This is a genomic window from Streptomyces sp. CNT372 (assembly GCF_000377145.1).
Genome location: NZ_KB897778.1, coordinates 542,925 through 559,674, shown reverse-complemented (window position 1 = coordinate 559,674; position 16,750 = coordinate 542,925). Strand labels below are relative to the sequence as shown.

The window sequence follows — 16,750 nt, the reverse complement described above, 5'->3', positions numbered from 1 at the left end:
CGATTTTCCCGCCGGCACCCCGCCTCCGGACCCGCCACCCGCCCGCCGTGCACTCGATCGAGAGATAGGCAAATGACAGACATTGAAATCTGTCATCACACATGCCATGGTTGACGCACGGGCACCGCACGGCACACGGCCGCGCCACGCCGCACCACACACCCGGGAGACCCGATGACCTCCGTCGCGAACGCCACCCCTGCCACCGAGCCCGCCGCTCCCCCTTCCACCACCGCCCCGGCCGTCCGCACCACCCGCACCCTGGGCGCGACGGGCCCCCAAGTCTCGGCGCTGGGCCTCGGCTGCATGGGGATGTCCGCGCTGTACGGGGACGCCGACCGCGGCGAGTCCGTGGCGACGATCCACGCGGCGCTGGACGCCGGCGTCACCCTGCTCGACACGGGCGACTTCTACGGCATGGGCCACAACGAACTGCTGATCAACGAGGCCCTGCGCACCGCACCTGCCGCAGCCCGTGAGCAGGCCCTGGTGAGCGTGAAGTTCGGCGCCCTGCGCACGGTGGAGGGCGCCTTCACGGGCTATGACGGCCGCCCGGCCGCCGTGAAGAACTTCGCCGCGTACAGCCTCCAGCGGCTCGGCACGGACCACATCGACGTCTACCGCATCGCCCGGGTGGATCCGGACGTGCCGGTCGAGGAGACCGTCGGCGCCATCGCGGAGCTGGTCGAGGCGGGCCATGTCCGGCACATAGGCCTCTCGGAGGTGGGCGCGGAGACCATCCGCCGGGCGGCGTCGGTGGCCCCGATAGCCGACCTCCAGATCGAGTACTCCCTGATATCCCGGGGCATCGAGGAGTCCATCCTCCCCACCGTGCGCGAGCTGGGCATCGGCGTCACGGCGTACGGGGTGCTCTCCCGGGGCCTGATCAGCGGGCACTTCGCGCGGGACCGCGAGCTGGCGGCGAACGACTTCCGCGGGATGAGCCCCCGGTTCCAGGGCGACAACCTCGCGCGCAACCTCGACCTGGTCGAGCGCCTGCGGAAGGTGGCCGAGGGCAAGGGTGTCAGCGTCGCCCAGACGGCGATCGCCTGGGTCCTCGCCCGCGGCGAGGACATCGTGCCGCTCGTCGGCGCACGTACCCGCGCCCGGCTGGCGGAAGCGCTCGGCGCACTGGAGGTGGAGCTGACGGACGAGGACCTGGCGGCGATCGAGGAGGCGGTTCCCGCGGGCGCGGCGGCCGGCGAGCGGTACCCGGCCGCGCAGATGGCGCATCTCGACAGCGAGCGCTGACGAGCCCGGCCCGCCCGGTACTGTCGCACCATGCCGACCGAGACCCTGACCGCCGAGCGCATCCTCGAAGTCACCGAGGAGGTGCTGCGCCGCTACGGCCCCGCCAAGGCGACCGTGGTGGACGTGGCGCGCGCCCTGGGGGTCAGCCACGGCAGTGTCTACCGCCACTTCCGCACCAAGGCCGCGCTGCGGGAGGCGGTGACCCACCGCTGGCTCGGCCGCACCGAGCAGACCCTGGAGGAGCTGACGGCGGCGCCGCGAGAGGCGCCCGAGAAGCTGCGCGACTGGCTGGCCACACTGTTCGAGACCAAGCGGCACAAGGCGGGCGACGACCCGGAGCTGTTCGCGACGTACAACGTCCTGATCGACGAGAGCAGCGGCGTGGTCGACCAGCACATCACGGTGCTGGAGGACCAGGTCCGCCGGATCGTCGAGGAAGGCGTGGCGGCGGGCGCCTTCGCGGCACCGGACCCGTCCGCGTCGGCCCGTGCCGTCTTCGCCGCGACCGCCCGCTTCCACGACCCGTCCTACGCGCCGACCTGGCGCTCCGCCACGGTGGACACCGAGTTCGACGAGGTCGTCACCCTCCTCCTGCGCGGTCTGCGTCCCTGACCCGGCGCTCACGCGCCCACGCACCCCGCCCGCGCCGCCCGGCCCCGGACGCCGCGAAGCCCCCGGACTCCGGTGGGGAGTCCGGGGGCTTCGCGGAAGGCCCTGCGGGTGGCGGCGGGCGGGGCGGCCCGCCCGCCGCCACCCGGGGTCAGCAGCCGAGGAGGCGGGAGCCCAGGTAGCCCTGGATCTGGTCCAGGGAGACCCGCTCCTGCTTCATCGAGTCGCGCTCGCGCACGGTCACCGCGTTGTCGTCGAGGGTGTCGAAGTCGACGGTGACGCAGTACGGCGTGCCGATCTCGTCCTGGCGACGGTAGCGGCGGCCGATCGCGCCCGCGTCGTCGAACTCGATGTTCCAGTTCTGCCGGAGGTCCGCCGCGAGGCCCTTCGCCTTCGGCGAGAGCTGCGCGTTGCGGCTCAGCGGCAGGACCGCGACCTTGACCGGCGCGATGCGCGGGTCGAGGCGCATCACGGCGCGCTTCTCCATGACGCCCTTGGCGTTGGGCGCCTCGTCCTCGTTGTACGCGTCGAGGAGGAAGGCGAGCATCGTCCGGCCGACACCGGCCGCCGGCTCGATGACGTACGGCGTCCAGCGCTCGCCGGCTTCCTGGTCGAAGTACGACAGGTCGGTGCCGGAGGCCTTGGAGTGGGCGGTGAGGTCGTAGTCGGTGCGGTTGGCCACACCCTCCAGCTCGCCCCACTCGCTGCCGCCGAACTGGAAGCGGTACTCGATGTCGGCGGTGCGCTTGGAGTAGTGGGAGAGCTTCTCCTTGGGGTGCTCGAACCAGCGCATGTTCTCCTCACGCAGGCCCAGGCCGGTGTACCAGTTCCAGCGCTGCTCCATCCAGTACTCGTGCCACTGCTCGTCCTCGCCGGGCTTGACGAAGAACTCCATCTCCATCTGCTCGAACTCGCGGGTGCGGAAGATGAAGTTGCCGGGAGTGATCTCGTTCCGGAAGGACTTGCCCACCTGCGCGATGCCGAAGGGCGGCTTCTTGCGCGAACTCTGCTGGACCTGGCCGAAGTTGGTGAAGATGCCCTGCGCGGTCTCGGGACGCAGGTAGGCGACGGAGCCGGAGTCCTGGGTCGGGCCGAGGTGCGTGGAGAGCAGGCCGGAGAACTGCTTGGGCTCGGTGAAGGTGCCCTTGTTGCCGCAGTTGGGGCAGTTGAGGTCGGCGAGGCCGTTCTCGGGGAGGCGGCCGTGCTTCTCCTCGTACGCCTCCTCCAGGTGGTCGGCGCGGTAGCGCTTGTGACAGGAGGTGCACTCGGTGAGCGGGTCGGTGAAGGTCGCGACGTGCCCCGACGCCTCCCACACCTCGGTGGCCAGGATCACCGACGAGTCGATACCGACGACGTCCTCGCGCGAGGTGACCATGTACCGCCACCACTGGCGCTTGATGTTCTCCTTGAGCTCGACACCCAGCGGTCCGTAGTCCCAGGCGGCGCGCTGACCACCGTAGATCTCACTGCACGGGTAGACGAAGCCACGGCGCTTGCTCAGGTTGACGATGGTGTCGATCTTGTCGGCGGCCACGGTGCTCTCTTCATGACGAGGACGAACGGAGAATGACTCAGGGTACCGGCGGCCATGCCCCCCGGATCAAATCGGATCGGCTGTGAAGCGGCGGCGGATCGGGTGAGAAGCCCCCTACCCAGGTTTATTGACAATCGTTTCCGTTTTTGTTGAAAATGACAGTCATGAACGTACGTCGCCTCATACCCGCCACCGCCACCGCCGGAGCCGTCGCGCTCGGCCTCATGGCCGTCTCCGCCTGCTCCACCTCCGACGCCGCCGAGCGCACGGACGACGGCCGGCTCAAGGTCACGGCGTCGTTCTACCCGATGCAGTTCCTCGCCGAGCGGATAGGCGGCGAGCACGTCTCCGTCACCACCCTCACCAAGCCGGGCGTCGAGCCGCACGACCTGGAGCTGAAGCCCCGGCAGACCGCCGAGCTGAACGACTCCGGCCTGGTCCTCTATCTGAAGGGCATCCAGCCCGCCGTGGACGAGGCGGTAGCCGAGTCCTCCGTCCAGCACAAGGTGGACGCCGCGAGCCTGACGAAGCTGGTCAGCCACGGTGCCGAGGGCGGCCACGACCACGAGCACGGGGCGGAGACCCACGACCACACCCCCGGTGCCGAGGAGAGCCACGACCACGACCACGGCCCGGACGAGCACGCCGACGAGCACAAGGACGAGCACGGCCACGAGGAGTCCGGCGCCCCCGGCGAGCACACCGGGGAGCCCGGCGCCGACGACCACGGCCACGACCACGCCACCGAGGGCGGCGCCGACCCGCACATCTGGCTGGACCCGGTGAAGTACGCGGAGGTCGCCGAGGGCGTCGGCAAGGCCCTGGAGAAGGCCGACCCGGACCACGCCGCCGACTACGCGAAGAACACCGAGGACCTCGTCGGCAAGCTGAAGGACCTCGACACCGCCTTCGCGCAGGGCCTGAAGAACACCGACACCCGCACCTTCATCACCACCCACGCCGCCTTCGGCTACCTCGCGGACCGCTACCACCTGGACCAGGAGGGCATCGCCGGCATCGACCCCGAGGCCGAGCCCACCCCCGCCCGCATCCAGGAACTCCAGAAGATCGCAAAGCAGGAGAAGGTCACCACGGTCTTCTTCGAGACCCTCGCCAGCGACCGCACCGCCAAGACCCTCGCGCAGGACACCGGCCTCAGGACCGACGTCCTCGACCCGCTGGAGGGCATCACGGACTCCTCCCAGGGCCGGGACTACATCGAGGTCATGGAATCCAACCTCGCCGCGCTGAAGAAGGCACTCGGCGCCAAGTGACCGCGCCACGTACCACCGCGCCACGTACCACCGCGCCACGCACCACCGAGCCGCGAAAGGGGCAGCCGATGGACCCGCAGTCCCCCACCGACCCGCGGCCCGCCGCCCGGCCCACCGGACCGGGGCAGCAGCCGGTCGTCTCCGTCCGCGGCGCCCGGGCCGTCCTCGGCTCGCGCCCCGTGCTGCACGGCGTCGACCTCACCGTCGGACAGGGCGAGGTCGTCGCCCTGCTCGGAGCCAACGGCTCCGGCAAGTCGACCGCGGTCCGCTCGTTGATCGGGCAGGTGCCCCTCACCGACGGCTCGATCGAGCTGTTCGGCACCCCGCTGCGCCGCTTCCGCCAGTGGGCCCGCGTCGGCTACGTCCCCCAGCGGACCACGGCCGCCAGCGGGGTCCCCGCGACCGTCCGGGAGGTCGTCTCCTCCGGCCGCCTCTCCCGCGTGCGCTTCGGCTTCACCGGCCGCACCGACAGGGCCGCCGTCGAGGACGCCATCGACCTCGTCGGCCTCGGGGACCGGGCGAAGGACTCCGTCGCCGCGCTCTCCGGCGGACAGCACCAGCGGGTGCTGATCGCCCGCGCGCTCGCCTCCGAGCCCGAACTCCTGATCATGGACGAGCCGATGGCCGGCGTGGACCTGGCCAGTCAGGAGATCCTCGCCTCGACCCTGCGCGAGCAGGTCGCCGGCGGTACCTCGGTGCTGCTGGTCCTGCACGAGCTGGGCCCGCTGGAGCCCCTGATCGACCGCGCGGTGGTGCTGCGGGACGGCTGTGTGGTCCACGACGGGCCGCCGCCCGAGGCGGTGGGCCAGCACGCCCTGCCCGGCCACGACCACGTACATCCGCACGCGGCCGGTGAGCCGCTCCGCACGGGACTGCTGACCTGACCATGGAAATCCTCGACTCCGCCTTCATGCAGCGGGCGCTCCTCGCCGCCCTGCTGGTCGGCATCACGGCTCCCGCCGTCGGCATCCACCTGGTGCAGCGCCGGCAGGCCCTGATGGGCGACGGCATCGGCCATGTCGCGATGACCGGTGTCGGCCTCGGCTTCCTGCTGTCGACCAGCCCGGTGTGGATGGCCACCCTGGTGTCGATCGTCGGCGCCCTGCTGATGGAGCTGATCCGCGCCTGGGGCCGCACCCGGGGTGACATCGCCCTGGCGATGCTGTTCTACGGCGGCATGGCCGGCGGTGTCCTGCTGGTGAACCTCTCGGAGACCGGCTCGACCGGCAACCTCAGCTCGTACCTCTTCGGCAGCCTGTCCACGGTGTCCCAGGAGGACCTGACCGCGATCGCGCTGCTCGCCGGCTTCGTGGTGCTGGTCTCGCTCGGCCTGAGCCGTCAGCTCTTCGCCATCAGCCAGGACGAGGAGTTCGCCCGGGTCACCGGCCTGCCGGTGCGCGCGCTGAACCTGCTGGTGGCCGTCACGGCGGCGGTCACCGTCAGCGTAGCGATGCGGGTCGTCGGCCTGCTGCTGGTGAGCGCCCTGATGGTGGTCCCGGTGGCGGCGGCCCAGCAGCTCACGCGCTCGTTCCGGGCCACCTTCACGGTGTCCGTGGCGATCGGTGTGGCGGTCGCGCTGACCGGGACCGCGACCTCCTACTACCAGGACGTGCCGCCGGGAGCGACCATTGTTCTGCTGGCCATCGGTGTCTTCGTGCTGACGACGGCGGCCGCCGTGCCGCTGTCCCGGCTGCGGGCCCGGCGGGCGGAGGTCCCGGCCCCGGCCGAGGCGGCGGACTGCGCGGTCGGGCTGCTCCCGACACGCCGGTCCGGCGACGATGTGAAGATCTGACGCCCCCGCCCCGCGCGCCGTCACCCGGGCGCGGAGCGGCAGCGGACCGGCAGTCGACGGGCAGTCGGCCGCGGAGGGGGCAGGACCGGGTCCGCGCACGGGACGCGACCGTGCGCGAGCCTGGCAGAATGGCCCGACGTATGTGCGGGCGAGGCAAGGAGGCTCCTGTGACCACGGCGCCAACCGGCGGGAACACCGCCCCGGTGCGAGGCCGGTCCACCCGGCAGCGCGCAGCGGTGGCGGCGGCTCTCGACGAGGTGGACGAGTTCCGCAGTGCTCAGGAGCTGCACGACATGCTCAAGCACCGCGGTGATTCCGTGGGGCTCACCACCGTGTACCGCACGCTCCAGTCCCTCGCCGACGCGGGCGAGGTCGACGTCCTGCGCACCAGTGACGGCGAGTCCGTCTACCGGCGCTGCTCCACCGACGACCACCACCACCATCTGGTGTGCCGCCTCTGCGGCAAGGCGGTCGAGGTCGAGGGCCCGGCGGTCGAGCAGTGGGCGGAGTCGGTGGCGGCCCAGCACGGCTATGTGAACGTGGCCCACACGGTCGAGATCTTCGGCACCTGCGCGGAGTGCGCGGCCAAGTCCGACTGACGGCACCGCCACCACCGCCGTACGGCGAGGGGCCCGGGCGTATCGTGCGATACGCCCGGGCCCCTCGCCGCAGCAAAAGGCCCCGGAAGGCCCCCGAAAGCCGGCCCGGAGAGCCGCCCCGGAAAAGGCGGCCCGGCCCGGAAGGGCGGCTCAGACGCCCTCGGCCGCCCCGTCCTCCGGGCGGCCCCGCATCGCGGCGAGCTCCTCGTTCGGGATCGCCCCGCCGAAGCGCCGGTCGCGCTGCGCGTACTCCAGGCAGGCGCGCCACAGGTCACGGCGGTCGAAGTCGGGCCACAGCACGTCCTGGAAGACCATCTCGGCGTAGCTGGACTGCCAGAGCAGGTAGTTGGAGGTGCGCATCTCGCCGCTGGGGCGCAGGAAGAGGTCCACATCCGGCATGTCCGGGTAGTACAGGTACTTCTGGAAGGTCTTCTCGTTGACCTTCGACGGATCCAGCTTCCCCGCCGCCACGTCCCGGGCGACGGCCTGCGCCGCGTCCGCGATCTCGGCGCGTCCGCCGTAGTTGACGCAGAAGTACAGCGTCATCCGGTCGTTGCCGACGGTCTGCTCCTGGGCGACCTGGAGCTCCTGGACGACCGACTTCCACATCTTGGGCATCCGGCCCACCCAGCGGATACGGATGCCCAGTTCGTCCATCTCGTCCCGGCGGCGGCGGATGACGTCCCGGTTGAAGTTCATCAGGAAGCGGACCTCGTCGGGCGAGCGCTTCCAGTTCTCGGTGGAGAAGGCGTAGAGGGAGAGGTTCTTGACGCCCATCTCGAGGCAGCCCTTGAGCACGTCGAGGACGACGCCCTCGCCGACCTTGTGCCCCTCGGTGCGCGGCAGGCCCCGCTCCTTGGCCCAGCGGCCGTTGCCGTCCATGACGCAGGCCACATGGTTGGGCACCAGCTCCGCCGGGATCCGGGGCGGCCGGGCGCCGGACGGGTGCGGCTCGGGGACCTTGTACTCGCGGCGGGGCCGGCCCAGGATTCCGCGTACTGCCATGCGGCTCACAACTCCTAGCTTCTGCTTCCTACGACTTCTCGACGTACCGCAACGAGCGCAGCCCGCGCTCCAGGTGCCAGTGCAGATACGCGGACACCAGCCCGCTCCCCTCCCTGACGTGGCGCGCCTCGCAGGCGTCCGCGGTCGGCCAGTCGCCGGTGAGCAGCGCACTGAGCAGGGCGATGGCCTCCGCAGAGGGTACGACGCTCCCCGGCACCCGGCAGTCACCGCATATGGCGCCGCCCGCGGCGACCGAGAAGAAGCGGTTGGGGCCGGGGAGGCCGCAGCGCGCGCAGTCGTCGAAGCTGGGCGCGTAGCCGTTGACGGCGAGGGAGCGCAGCAGGAAGGCGTCGAGGACCAGGTTGGGCGCGTGCTCCCCGCGGGCGAGGGTGCGCAGCGCGCCGACGAGCAGCAGGTACTGCTGCACTGCGGGCTCCCCCTCGTGGTCGGTGAACCGCTCGGCGGTCTCCAGCATGGCGGTGCCGGCGGTGTAGCGGGCGTAGTCGGTGACGATGCCGCCGCCGTAGGGGGCGATGGTCTCCGACTGGGTGCACAGCGGCAGCCCGCGCCCGACCAGTTCGCTGCCGCGGGCGAAGAACTGCACGTCGACGTGGGAGAACGGCTCCAGCCGCGCCCCGAACTTCGACTTGGTCCGCCGCACCCCGCGCGCCACCGCCCGCACCCGCCCGTGCCCCCGCGTGAGCAGCGTGATGATCCGGTCGGCCTCCCCCAGCTTCTGGGTGCGCAGCACGACCCCGTCATCACGGAACAGACTCATGCGCCCCATTCTCCCGCACCGGCCCCCGCCCGAGGGCCGAGGGCCGAGGTCCGGGGTCCGGAGTTCCGGCCGCCGGGGCGGGAAGGGAGCCGACCCGGGTACTACTGAGCCGGTCAGGTCACCTCGCCGCGGCTGCGGGCGTTGACGTAGGCGGTCGTCGCGCTGATGCGTTCCGCCGCCGTCGCGGGGCGCACCTCGTCCGGGGCGCACTCCCACTCGCGGCCGCCGCCGACCGGTCTCAGGGACAGGCAGGGTCCGGCCGGCCCCATGAACCGGCCGACCCGGCCCGTGCGGATGTCGACGACGTACGTACCGATGGGCAGGGTCATGACGTGCGACCCCCTTCCCTGGCAGAGCTGCGGCGATCAGACCGACAGTGTCCACCGTGTGCTGCCCCGATCCGGCGAGGGGACACGGCGTGTCACGGGTGTAGGACGCCGGTTCGACACCTTGCGAAACGCTTCGGCGCAGGGCGGGGAGCACGGGTCCGCCGGTCCGTGCGCCCGGGGTCGCGGCGGCCCGCCAGACTCATCAAGCAGGACTTTGAGAGGCCATAAGTCAGCCTTATGAGGTCATAGACAGGGGGCGCGTACCAACTTAGGCTTGCCTTAGTTTAAGATTCCCTTCGAGCTTGTTGTCGCCGCCCGAAGGGACCCTGTCATGACCCGCCCCCTGCGGGTAGCCATCGTCGGAGCCGGCCCCGCCGGCATCTACGCCGCCGATGCGCTGCTGAAGTCCGAGGTCGCCGCCGACCCCGGCGTCTCGATCGACCTCTTCGAGCGGATGCCCGCACCCTTCGGTCTGATCCGCTACGGCGTCGCCCCCGACCACCCCCGGATCAAGGGCATCATCACCGCCCTGCACCAGGTGCTCGACAAGCCGCAGATCCGCCTCTTCGGCAACGTCGACTACGGGACCGACATCTCCCTGGACGACCTGCGCACCTTCTACGACGCCGTGGTCTTCTCCACCGGCGCGACGGCCGACCGCGCGCTCGACATCCCGGGCATCGAGCTGGACGGCTCCTACGGCGCGGCCGACTTCGTCGCCTGGTACGACGGGCACCCGGACTGGCCCCGCACCTGGCCGCTCACGGCCGAGAAGGTCGCGGTCCTCGGCGTCGGCAACGTGGCCCTCGACGTCGCGCGCGTCCTCGCCAAGACGGCCGAGGAGCTGCTGCCGACGGAGATCCCGCCGAACGTCCACGAGGGGCTGAAGCTCAACCGGGCCAAGGAGATCCACGTCTTCGGCCGCCGCGGGCCGGCCCAGGCGAAGTTCAGCCCGATGGAGCTGCGCGAGCTGGACCACTCCCCGAACATCGAGGTCATCGTCGACCCCGAGGACATCGACTACGACGAGGGCTCGATCGAGACCCGCCGCGGCAACAAGCAGGCGGACATGGTCGCCAAGACCCTGGAGAACTGGGCGATCCGCGACATCGGCGAGCGCCCGCACAAGCTCTTCCTGCACTTCTTCGAGTCCCCCGCCGAGATCCTCGGCGAGGACGGCAAGGTCGTCGGCCTGCGCACCGAGCGCACCGTGCTGGACGGCACGGGCAACGTCAAGGGCACCGGCGAGTTCAAGGACTGGGACGTCACCGCCGTCTACCGCGCGGTCGGCTACCTCTCCGACGAGCTGGTCAAGCTCCCCTGGGACGTCGAGACGGGCACCGTCCCGGACGAGGGCGGCCGGGTGATCCAGGAGTCCGGCGAGCACCTGGACTCCACGTATGTCACGGGCTGGATCCGCCGCGGCCCGGTCGGCCTCATCGGCCACACCAAGGGTGACGCCAACGAGACGATCTCCAACCTGCTGGCCGACTTCGCAGGGGGCCGCCTCCAGACCCCGGCCTCGCCGGAGCCGGACGCGGTCGAGGGCTTCCTGTCCGGCCGGAACGTCCGCTGGACCACCTGGGAGGGCTGGTACAAGCTCGACGCCGCCGAGAAGGCGCTGGGCGAGCCCCAGGGGCGTGCGCGCGTGAAGATCGTCGAGCGCGAGGACATGCTCCGCGAGAGCGGGGCGTGACGCCTGCGGCGCGCGGAAGTGTTCCCGAGGGCCCGGTGGCTGCTGCCACCGGGCCCTCGGGCTTGCGGGGCACCGGGTGTGCGGCCGGATGCCCCGGGCGCGATCCGGTGCCGTGGGGGGCCCGCCCGGGTCCTCGGCCGTGGCCCGGGGCGGCCGTCAGCGGTCGTCAGCGGCCGTCGCCGCCCGGGACGACCAGGCGCGACTCGCAGGCCACGATGACCAGTCGGGCGGGCCCGGGCCCGGGCCCGGCGAGGGCGGGGGCGCGGCAGAGCGCGGCAGAGCGCGGCCGTGCAACAGGACGTGGCCGTGGCTCGGGCGCGGCCCGGTAGGGCCTCAGCGGGCGCAGCAGCGCGACGGCCCCGGGGCACAGCCCCTACCGGGAGCGGGCCCGGGCCCGGTGGAGGGCGGGGCGGGTGCGGGGGGCTGTCCCGAGGTGAAGGGCGGTGGGTGGGTCAGAACGGCGCGCGGGCCGTCTCCATCAGACGGGCCGTGTCCGCGTCGGCCAACCGCAGCGCCGCGCCCACGATCGTCAGGACGTCGCGTTCGGCCTGGGTGTAGGGGCCGTCGGCGAGTGCGATGCGGGCGCCCTGGAGGAGGATGGACTCGCGGCCGGAGGGGGCGAGGTGCGGGGCCAGGGGCTCCAGTGCCTCGTGGAGTTCGATGGCGAGGGCGGCGCCGTACGGCGTGGTGTCGTCCGTCAAGTAGCGGCCGGTGTCGGCGGCGAGGGCCTCGATCAGGGCGACGAGGGAGTCCTCGGTGCAGTCCGCGAGGCCGCCCGCGCGGACCGCCTGCACCGCCGTCGCGCGCACCGCGCCCGAGGAGGTGCCGCCCGAGGCGAGGACCGCGAGCGCGACGGTGTGCACCGCGTCCCTGAGCATGGCCGAGAAGCGCGCGGTGGTGGGGTGGTCAAGGACGTCGGGGCCGAAGTGGGCGTGGCAGGCGGCGCATTCGACGACCGGGCCGGTGACTCCGCGCCCCAGCAGCGGTACGCCGAGCAGGGTGAAACGGCGGCGCCCGGTCCGGCGGCGGTAGTTGCGGTCGCCCCCGCAGCCGGCGCAGAAGAACTCGCCGTCCCCGACGGTGCTCCATGACGTGCGGATGCCGCAGACCCGCGCATTCCGGCCGAACAGTCCCCGGTCCTGCAGCACGTCACACCTCCGTCATGCTGCGGCAACATTGCCGCGTGGACGTGATGTTAGCCACACCGGCCGGGCCGCGTCAGCACCCTGTCGGCAGGAGGCCGGGCACATGGCCGGATCCGCGCGCTCCGCCGAGGGGGTACCGGACGGGCGGAACCGCAGGAAACCACCCGGTTCGGGGACCCGGTGGCACGGACGCGCCCCGGGTGACCGGCGCCCCGCCGCCTTGACCGGCGGGGCGAGCGGAGGCCCGGGGCCGGTGGTCAGCGCGCCGCGCGGTTGACCGCCGAGACGACCGCCTTCAGCGAGGCCCGGGTGGTGTTCGCGTCGATGCCGATGCCCCACAGCACCTTGCCGTCGATCGCGCACTCGATGTACGAGGCGGCCTGCGCGGACGCGCCCTCGCTCATGGTGTGCTCCTGGTAGTCCAGCAGGCGCACATCCACCCCGATGGCGTTCAGGGCCGCGAAGAAGGCGGAGATCGGACCGTTGCCGGTGCCGGTCAGGACGGTGTCGACGCCGTCCACGACCGCCTCGACGGTCAGGGTGTCAACCCCGTCCTTGTCGGTGGTGGTCTGGCCGGAGCGGATCTGGATGCGGCCCCAGCGCTCCGCGCCGTCCTGCGGGTTGGGCAGGTACTCGTCCTGGAAGACGGACCAGATCGCGGCCGGCGTGACCTCGCCGCCCTCCGTGTCGGTCTTGGCCTGGATGATCCGGGAGAACTCGATCTGCATCCGGCGCGGCAGGTCCAGCTTGTGCTCGTTCTTCAGGACGTACGCGATCCCGCCCTTGCCGGACTGGGAGTTGACCCGGATGACCGCCTCGTAGGACCGGCCGACGTCCTTGGGGTCGATGGGCAGGTACGGCACCGCCCACTCGATCTCGTCGACCGTCTTCCCGGCGGCGGCCGCGTCCGCCTCCATCGCGTCGAAGCCCTTCTTGATGGCGTCCTGGTGGGAGCCGGAGAAGGCCGTGTAGACCAGGTCGCCCGCGTACGGGTGGCGCGGGTGGATCTCCATCTGGTTGCAGTACTCGCTGGTGCGGCGGATGTCGTCGATCTGCGAGAAGTCGATCTGCGGGTCGACGCCCTGCGAGAACAGGTTCATCCCCAGGGTGACCAGGTCGACGTTGCCGGTGCGCTCGCCCTGACCGAACAGGCAGCCCTCGATACGGTCCGCGCCCGCCATGATCGCCAGTTCGGCGGCGGCGACCGCGGTACCGCGGTCGTTGTGCGGGTGGACGGACAGGCAGACGTGCTCGCGGCGGGTCAGGTTCCGGGACATCCACTCGAAGCGGTCCGCGTGCGTGGACGGCGTCGAACGCTCCACCGTGGCCGGCAGGTTGAGGATGATCTCGCGGCCGGGGCCGGGCTGCCAGACGTCGCAGACGGCCTCGCAGACCTCCAGGGCGAAGTCCAGCTCGGTGTCGGTGAAGATCTCGGGGCTGTACTGGTAGCCGAAGACCGTCTCGTCGCCCAGCAGCTTCTCGGCGTACTCCATGACCAGCCGGGTGCCGTCGACGGCGATCTGCTTGATGTCCTCCTTGGAGCCGCGGAAGACGACCCGGCGGAAGACGGGGGCGGTGGCGTTGTACAGGTGGACGGTGGCGCGCCTGGCGCCGGCCAGGGACTCCACGGTCCGCTCGATCAGGTCCTCGCGGGCCTGGGTCAGCACGGAGATGGTGACGTCGTCCGGGATCGCGCCCTCTTCGATGATGGAGCGGACGAAGGCGAAGTCGGTGTCGCCGGAGGAGGGGAAGCCGACCTCGATCTCCTTGTAGCCCATGCGTACCAGCAGGTCGAACATCTCCCGCTTGCGGGCGGGGCTCATCGGGTCGATCAGGGCCTGGTTGCCGTCGCGCAGGTCCGTGGAGAGCCAGCGGGGAGCCTTGGTGATGCGCTGCTGGGGCCAGGTGCGGTCCGGGATGGCGACGGCTTCGTAGCGGCCGTACTTGTGGACCGGCATGCCGGACGGCTTCTGCGTGTGCGTCGTGTTGGTGATCGGGGTGGGGCGGCCGATCCACTGCGACTGCGTCATGGCGTAGGGCTCCTCGGGGTCCTGCGGGGATGGGGGCCGACTGGGTCGAAGCAGCACCAGACTCCGCGGGGAGGGGGTCGGCCTACGACTACAGGCCCTCGCCGCGGCGGCTAAGGAGAAGCAGCCCGAAACGCATGATGCGGAGCAGCCTAACCGAGCTTCGGCGTGAGCGCGGCCCCTGTTTCAGTATGCGGGACGACCGATCGGCAACGGGCAGATGTGGTCAATCCCTCCCTTCCTTCCGTCACCCCTGACGGGGAGTGACGGAGCGGGTGCTCGCTGACACATTGGCCGGTATGGACTCCCGCACCCCGCTGCCCGCCCCGTCCGCCGCCCCGGTCTGCTGCGGCATCGTGCCGCCGCACCTCCTCGACCGGCTCGCCCGCTCCGGCGACCCGGCGCTCGCCGGCCCGGCCCGGCGCACCCTCCAGGCGGACGCGGCCCAGCGCACCGCCCGCCGGCTGACCACGGTGGCCGGCCCCGCCGGCGCCCGGTCCGCCGCGGGAGCCCGCTCTCGCCGCACGGTGTACGACGCGGGGAACCGCACCGCCCTGCCCGGCACCGCGGTCCGCGCCGAGGGCGGGGAGCCGGTCGCCGACGCCACCGTGAACCGCGCCTACGCGGGCCTCGGCGCCACCCTCACCCTGCTGCGCGAGGCGTACGGGCACGAGTCCGTCGACGGCGCGGGCCTCCCGCTGGAGGCGACCGTCCACTACGACGAGAAGTACAACAACGCCTTCTGGAACGGCGAGCAGATGGTGTTCGGCGACGGGGACGGCGAGATCTTCCTCGACTTCACGGTCGCCGTCGACGTGATCGCGCACGAACTCGCCCACGGCCTCACCCAGTACACGGCCAACCTCGGCTACTTCGGCCAGCCGGGCGCGCTGAACGAGTCCGTCTCGGACGTGCTCGGCTCCCTCGTCAAGCAGCACACCCTCGGGCAGAACGCGGACGAGGCGGACTGGCTGATCGGCGCCGGCCTCCTCGCGCCCCGGGTCACCGGCTCGGCGCTGCGCTCGATGAAGGCCCCGGGCACGGCGTACGACGACGACGTCCTCGGCAGCGACCCGCAGCCGGCGACGATGGCGGACTATGTGCACACCGGCCGTGACAACGGCGGTGTACACATCAACTCCGGCATCCCCAACCACGCCTTCCACCTGCTGGCCGTCCGCCTCGGCGGCCCGGCCTGGGAGCGGGCCGGGCAGATCTGGTTCGACGTGCTGACCGGCGGCGAACTCGCGGTGGACGCGGACTTCGCGAGCTTCGCCCGCCTCACGGTCGCCGCGGCCGCCGCGCGGTACGGCGAGGGCGAGGAGCACGACGCGGTACTGAAGGCCTGGTCCCAGGTCGGCGTGGACACGACCGGCCAATAGAAGGTGTCCGAGGCCGTGCTGTCCGGTGTCGGTCCGGCCGCATCCGTACTAGAACGGGAACCATGCGAATCCAGGTAAGGCGTACCGGCGGCTTCGCCGGGATCGAGAAGGTCTCCGAGGTCGACACCACCGCCCGGGCCGACGCGCGGGAGGTCCGGGACCTCGCCGAACGCGCCGTCGCCGAGGCGCACGAGATCGCGCCGGTCGGGGTCCCGGACGGCTTCGGCTACCAGATCACCGTCGACGGACGGACGGTGCACTGCGCCGACCCCCGGCTCACCGAGGCGCAGCGCGACCTGATCTCGCTGGTGCTGAAGGAAGGCGCCTGACCCGGCCGCGGCGCCGGGGCGGGGGCGCGGACCGGAGCCGTCAGAAGCCGAGCTTGCGGAGCTGCTTGGGGTCGCGCTGCCAGTCCTTGGCGACCTTGACGTGCAGATCGAGGTAGACGGGCGTGCCGAGCAGCGCCTCGATGTGCTTGCGGGACTTGATCCCGACCTCCTTGAGCCGCTTGCCCTTCGGGCCGATGATGATGCCCTTCTGGCTGGGCCGCTCGATGTAGACGTTCGCGTGGATGTCGAGGAGGGGCCGGTCCGCCGGGCGGTCCTCGCGCGGGATCATCTCCTCGACCACCACCGCGATGGAGTGCGGGAGTTCGTCCCGGACACCCTCCAGCGCGGCCTCGCGGATCAGCTCCGCGACCATGACCTGCTCGGGCTCGTCGGTGAGGTCGCCCTCCGGGTAGAGCGGCGGGCTCTCGGGCAGCAGCGGGATCAGCAGATCGGCGACGAGCTGCACCTGGCTGTCGCCCACGGCGGACACCGGCACGATCTCCGCCCACTCCATGCCCAGCTCCTTGCCGAGCCGGTCGACGGCGATGAGCTGCTCGGCGAGGGTCTTGGAGTCCACCAGGTCGGTCTTGGTGACGATCGCGACCTTGGGTGTCTTCCGGATCTCCGCCAGCTCCTTGGCGATGTACCGGTCGCCGGGGCCGAGCTTCTGGTCGGCGGGCAGGCAGAAGCCGATCACGTCGACCTCGGCCCAGGTGGTGCGGACCACGTCGTTGAGCCGCTCGCCGAGCAGCGTGCGCGGCTTGTGGAGCCCGGGGGTGTCCACGAGGATCAGCTGCGCGTCGGGCCGGTGGACGATGCCGCGCACCGTGTGCCGGGTGGTCTGCGGCCGGTTGGAGGTGATCGCCACCTTCTGGCCGACCAGAGCGTTCGTGAGGGTGGACTTCCCCGCGTTGGGGCGGCCGACGAAGCAGGCGAAGCCCGCCCGGTGGGGGGCTTCGGAGGACTGGGTACGAGCGCTCATGGCGCCCATTGTCCCTGA

General features: G+C 71.6%; 16 protein-coding genes. 9 read left to right on the top strand and 7 right to left on the bottom strand.

Annotated features, from left to right (window positions below):
* The first annotated feature begins 174 nt into the window (after positions 1 to 174).
* On the top strand, positions 175 to 1,251 hold the full coding sequence (locus C593_RS0107735; protein WP_018846726.1) for an aldo/keto reductase: 1,077 nt from the start codon (positions 175 to 177) through the stop codon (positions 1,249 to 1,251).
* A gap of 30 nt (positions 1,252 to 1,281) precedes the next feature.
* Positions 1,282 to 1,863, top strand: coding sequence for a TetR family transcriptional regulator (locus tag C593_RS0107730; protein ID WP_018846725.1), 582 nt, complete (start codon positions 1,282 to 1,284; stop codon positions 1,861 to 1,863).
* A 148-nt stretch (positions 1,864 to 2,011) separates the two neighbouring features.
* Here C593_RS0107730 and C593_RS0107725 read toward each other — a convergent pair whose 3' ends face one another.
* Positions 2,012 to 3,394, bottom strand: a complete 1,383-nt coding sequence (locus C593_RS0107725; RefSeq protein ID WP_018846724.1) for a glycine--tRNA ligase — start codon at positions 3,392 to 3,394, stop codon at positions 2,012 to 2,014.
* A gap of 164 nt (positions 3,395 to 3,558) precedes the next feature.
* Between C593_RS0107725 and C593_RS0107720 the strand changes: the two genes are divergently transcribed.
* The 4 genes from C593_RS0107720 (at position 3,559) to C593_RS0107705 (ending at position 7,059) form a co-directional block, all read left to right on the top strand.
* The gene (locus tag C593_RS0107720) at positions 3,559 to 4,668 is read left to right on the top strand and encodes a metal ABC transporter substrate-binding protein (RefSeq protein ID WP_018846723.1); all 1,110 of its coding nucleotides are present in this window, start codon (positions 3,559 to 3,561) and stop codon (positions 4,666 to 4,668) included.
* A gap of 68 nt (positions 4,669 to 4,736) precedes the next feature.
* Positions 4,737 to 5,552 (top strand): metal ABC transporter ATP-binding protein, encoded by an 816-nt coding sequence (locus C593_RS0107715; RefSeq protein WP_018846722.1) that lies wholly within the window; start codon positions 4,737 to 4,739, stop codon positions 5,550 to 5,552.
* Between the two features lie 2 nt (positions 5,553 to 5,554).
* Positions 5,555 to 6,460: a metal ABC transporter permease gene (locus tag C593_RS0107710; protein WP_018846721.1), complete on the top strand. Its 906-nt coding sequence runs from the start codon at positions 5,555 to 5,557 to the stop codon at positions 6,458 to 6,460.
* Positions 6,461 to 6,627: 167 nt separating this feature from the next.
* Positions 6,628 to 7,059: a Fur family transcriptional regulator gene (locus C593_RS0107705; RefSeq protein ID WP_018846720.1), complete on the top strand. Its 432-nt coding sequence runs from the start codon at positions 6,628 to 6,630 to the stop codon at positions 7,057 to 7,059.
* 150 nt (positions 7,060 to 7,209) lie between these two features.
* On the opposite strand, the gene C593_RS0107700 is transcribed toward C593_RS0107705, so the two are convergent.
* From C593_RS0107700 to C593_RS0107690, 3 genes are all read right to left on the bottom strand, one after another.
* Entirely contained in the window at positions 7,210 to 8,064 is an 855-nt protein-coding gene (locus C593_RS0107700; protein ID WP_018846719.1) for an isoprenyl transferase, read from the bottom strand.
* A 28-nt stretch (positions 8,065 to 8,092) separates the two neighbouring features.
* Positions 8,093 to 8,842, bottom strand: coding sequence for a DNA repair protein RecO (gene recO, locus C593_RS0107695; RefSeq protein ID WP_018846718.1), 750 nt, complete (start codon positions 8,840 to 8,842; stop codon positions 8,093 to 8,095).
* Between the two features lie 113 nt (positions 8,843 to 8,955).
* Positions 8,956 to 9,171, bottom strand: coding sequence for a hypothetical protein (locus C593_RS0107690; RefSeq protein ID WP_018846717.1), 216 nt, complete (start codon positions 9,169 to 9,171; stop codon positions 8,956 to 8,958).
* Between the two features lie 331 nt (positions 9,172 to 9,502).
* On the opposite strand from C593_RS0107690, the gene C593_RS0107685 reads away from it, so the two are divergent.
* A complete protein-coding gene (locus C593_RS0107685; RefSeq protein WP_018846716.1) occupies positions 9,503 to 10,867 on the top strand; it encodes an FAD-dependent oxidoreductase in 1,365 nt (454 codons plus the stop codon).
* A gap of 452 nt (positions 10,868 to 11,319) precedes the next feature.
* Here C593_RS0107685 and C593_RS0107680 read toward each other — a convergent pair whose 3' ends face one another.
* Positions 11,320 to 12,015 (bottom strand): TerB family tellurite resistance protein, encoded by a 696-nt coding sequence (locus C593_RS0107680; protein ID WP_018846715.1) that lies wholly within the window; start codon positions 12,013 to 12,015, stop codon positions 11,320 to 11,322.
* Between the two features lie 254 nt (positions 12,016 to 12,269).
* The gene (gene leuA / locus C593_RS0107675; protein WP_018846714.1) at positions 12,270 to 14,042 is read right to left on the bottom strand and encodes a 2-isopropylmalate synthase; all 1,773 of its coding nucleotides are present in this window, start codon (positions 14,040 to 14,042) and stop codon (positions 12,270 to 12,272) included.
* 296 nt (positions 14,043 to 14,338) lie between these two features.
* Here leuA and C593_RS0107670 point away from each other — a divergent pair, with 296 nt between their 5' ends.
* Both C593_RS0107670 and C593_RS0107665 read left to right on the top strand, forming a co-directional pair.
* The gene (locus C593_RS0107670) at positions 14,339 to 15,421 is read left to right on the top strand and encodes a M4 family metallopeptidase (RefSeq protein ID WP_018846713.1); all 1,083 of its coding nucleotides are present in this window, start codon (positions 14,339 to 14,341) and stop codon (positions 15,419 to 15,421) included.
* 62 nt (positions 15,422 to 15,483) lie between these two features.
* A complete protein-coding gene (locus C593_RS0107665; RefSeq protein WP_018846712.1) occupies positions 15,484 to 15,750 on the top strand; it encodes a protealysin inhibitor emfourin in 267 nt (88 codons plus the stop codon).
* 40 nt (positions 15,751 to 15,790) lie between these two features.
* Here the strand turns inward: C593_RS0107665 and era are convergent, their stop codons facing one another.
* The gene (era, locus tag C593_RS0107660) at positions 15,791 to 16,732 is read right to left on the bottom strand and encodes a GTPase Era (RefSeq protein ID WP_018846711.1); all 942 of its coding nucleotides are present in this window, start codon (positions 16,730 to 16,732) and stop codon (positions 15,791 to 15,793) included.
* Between the last annotated feature and the right edge of the window lie 18 nt (positions 16,733 to 16,750).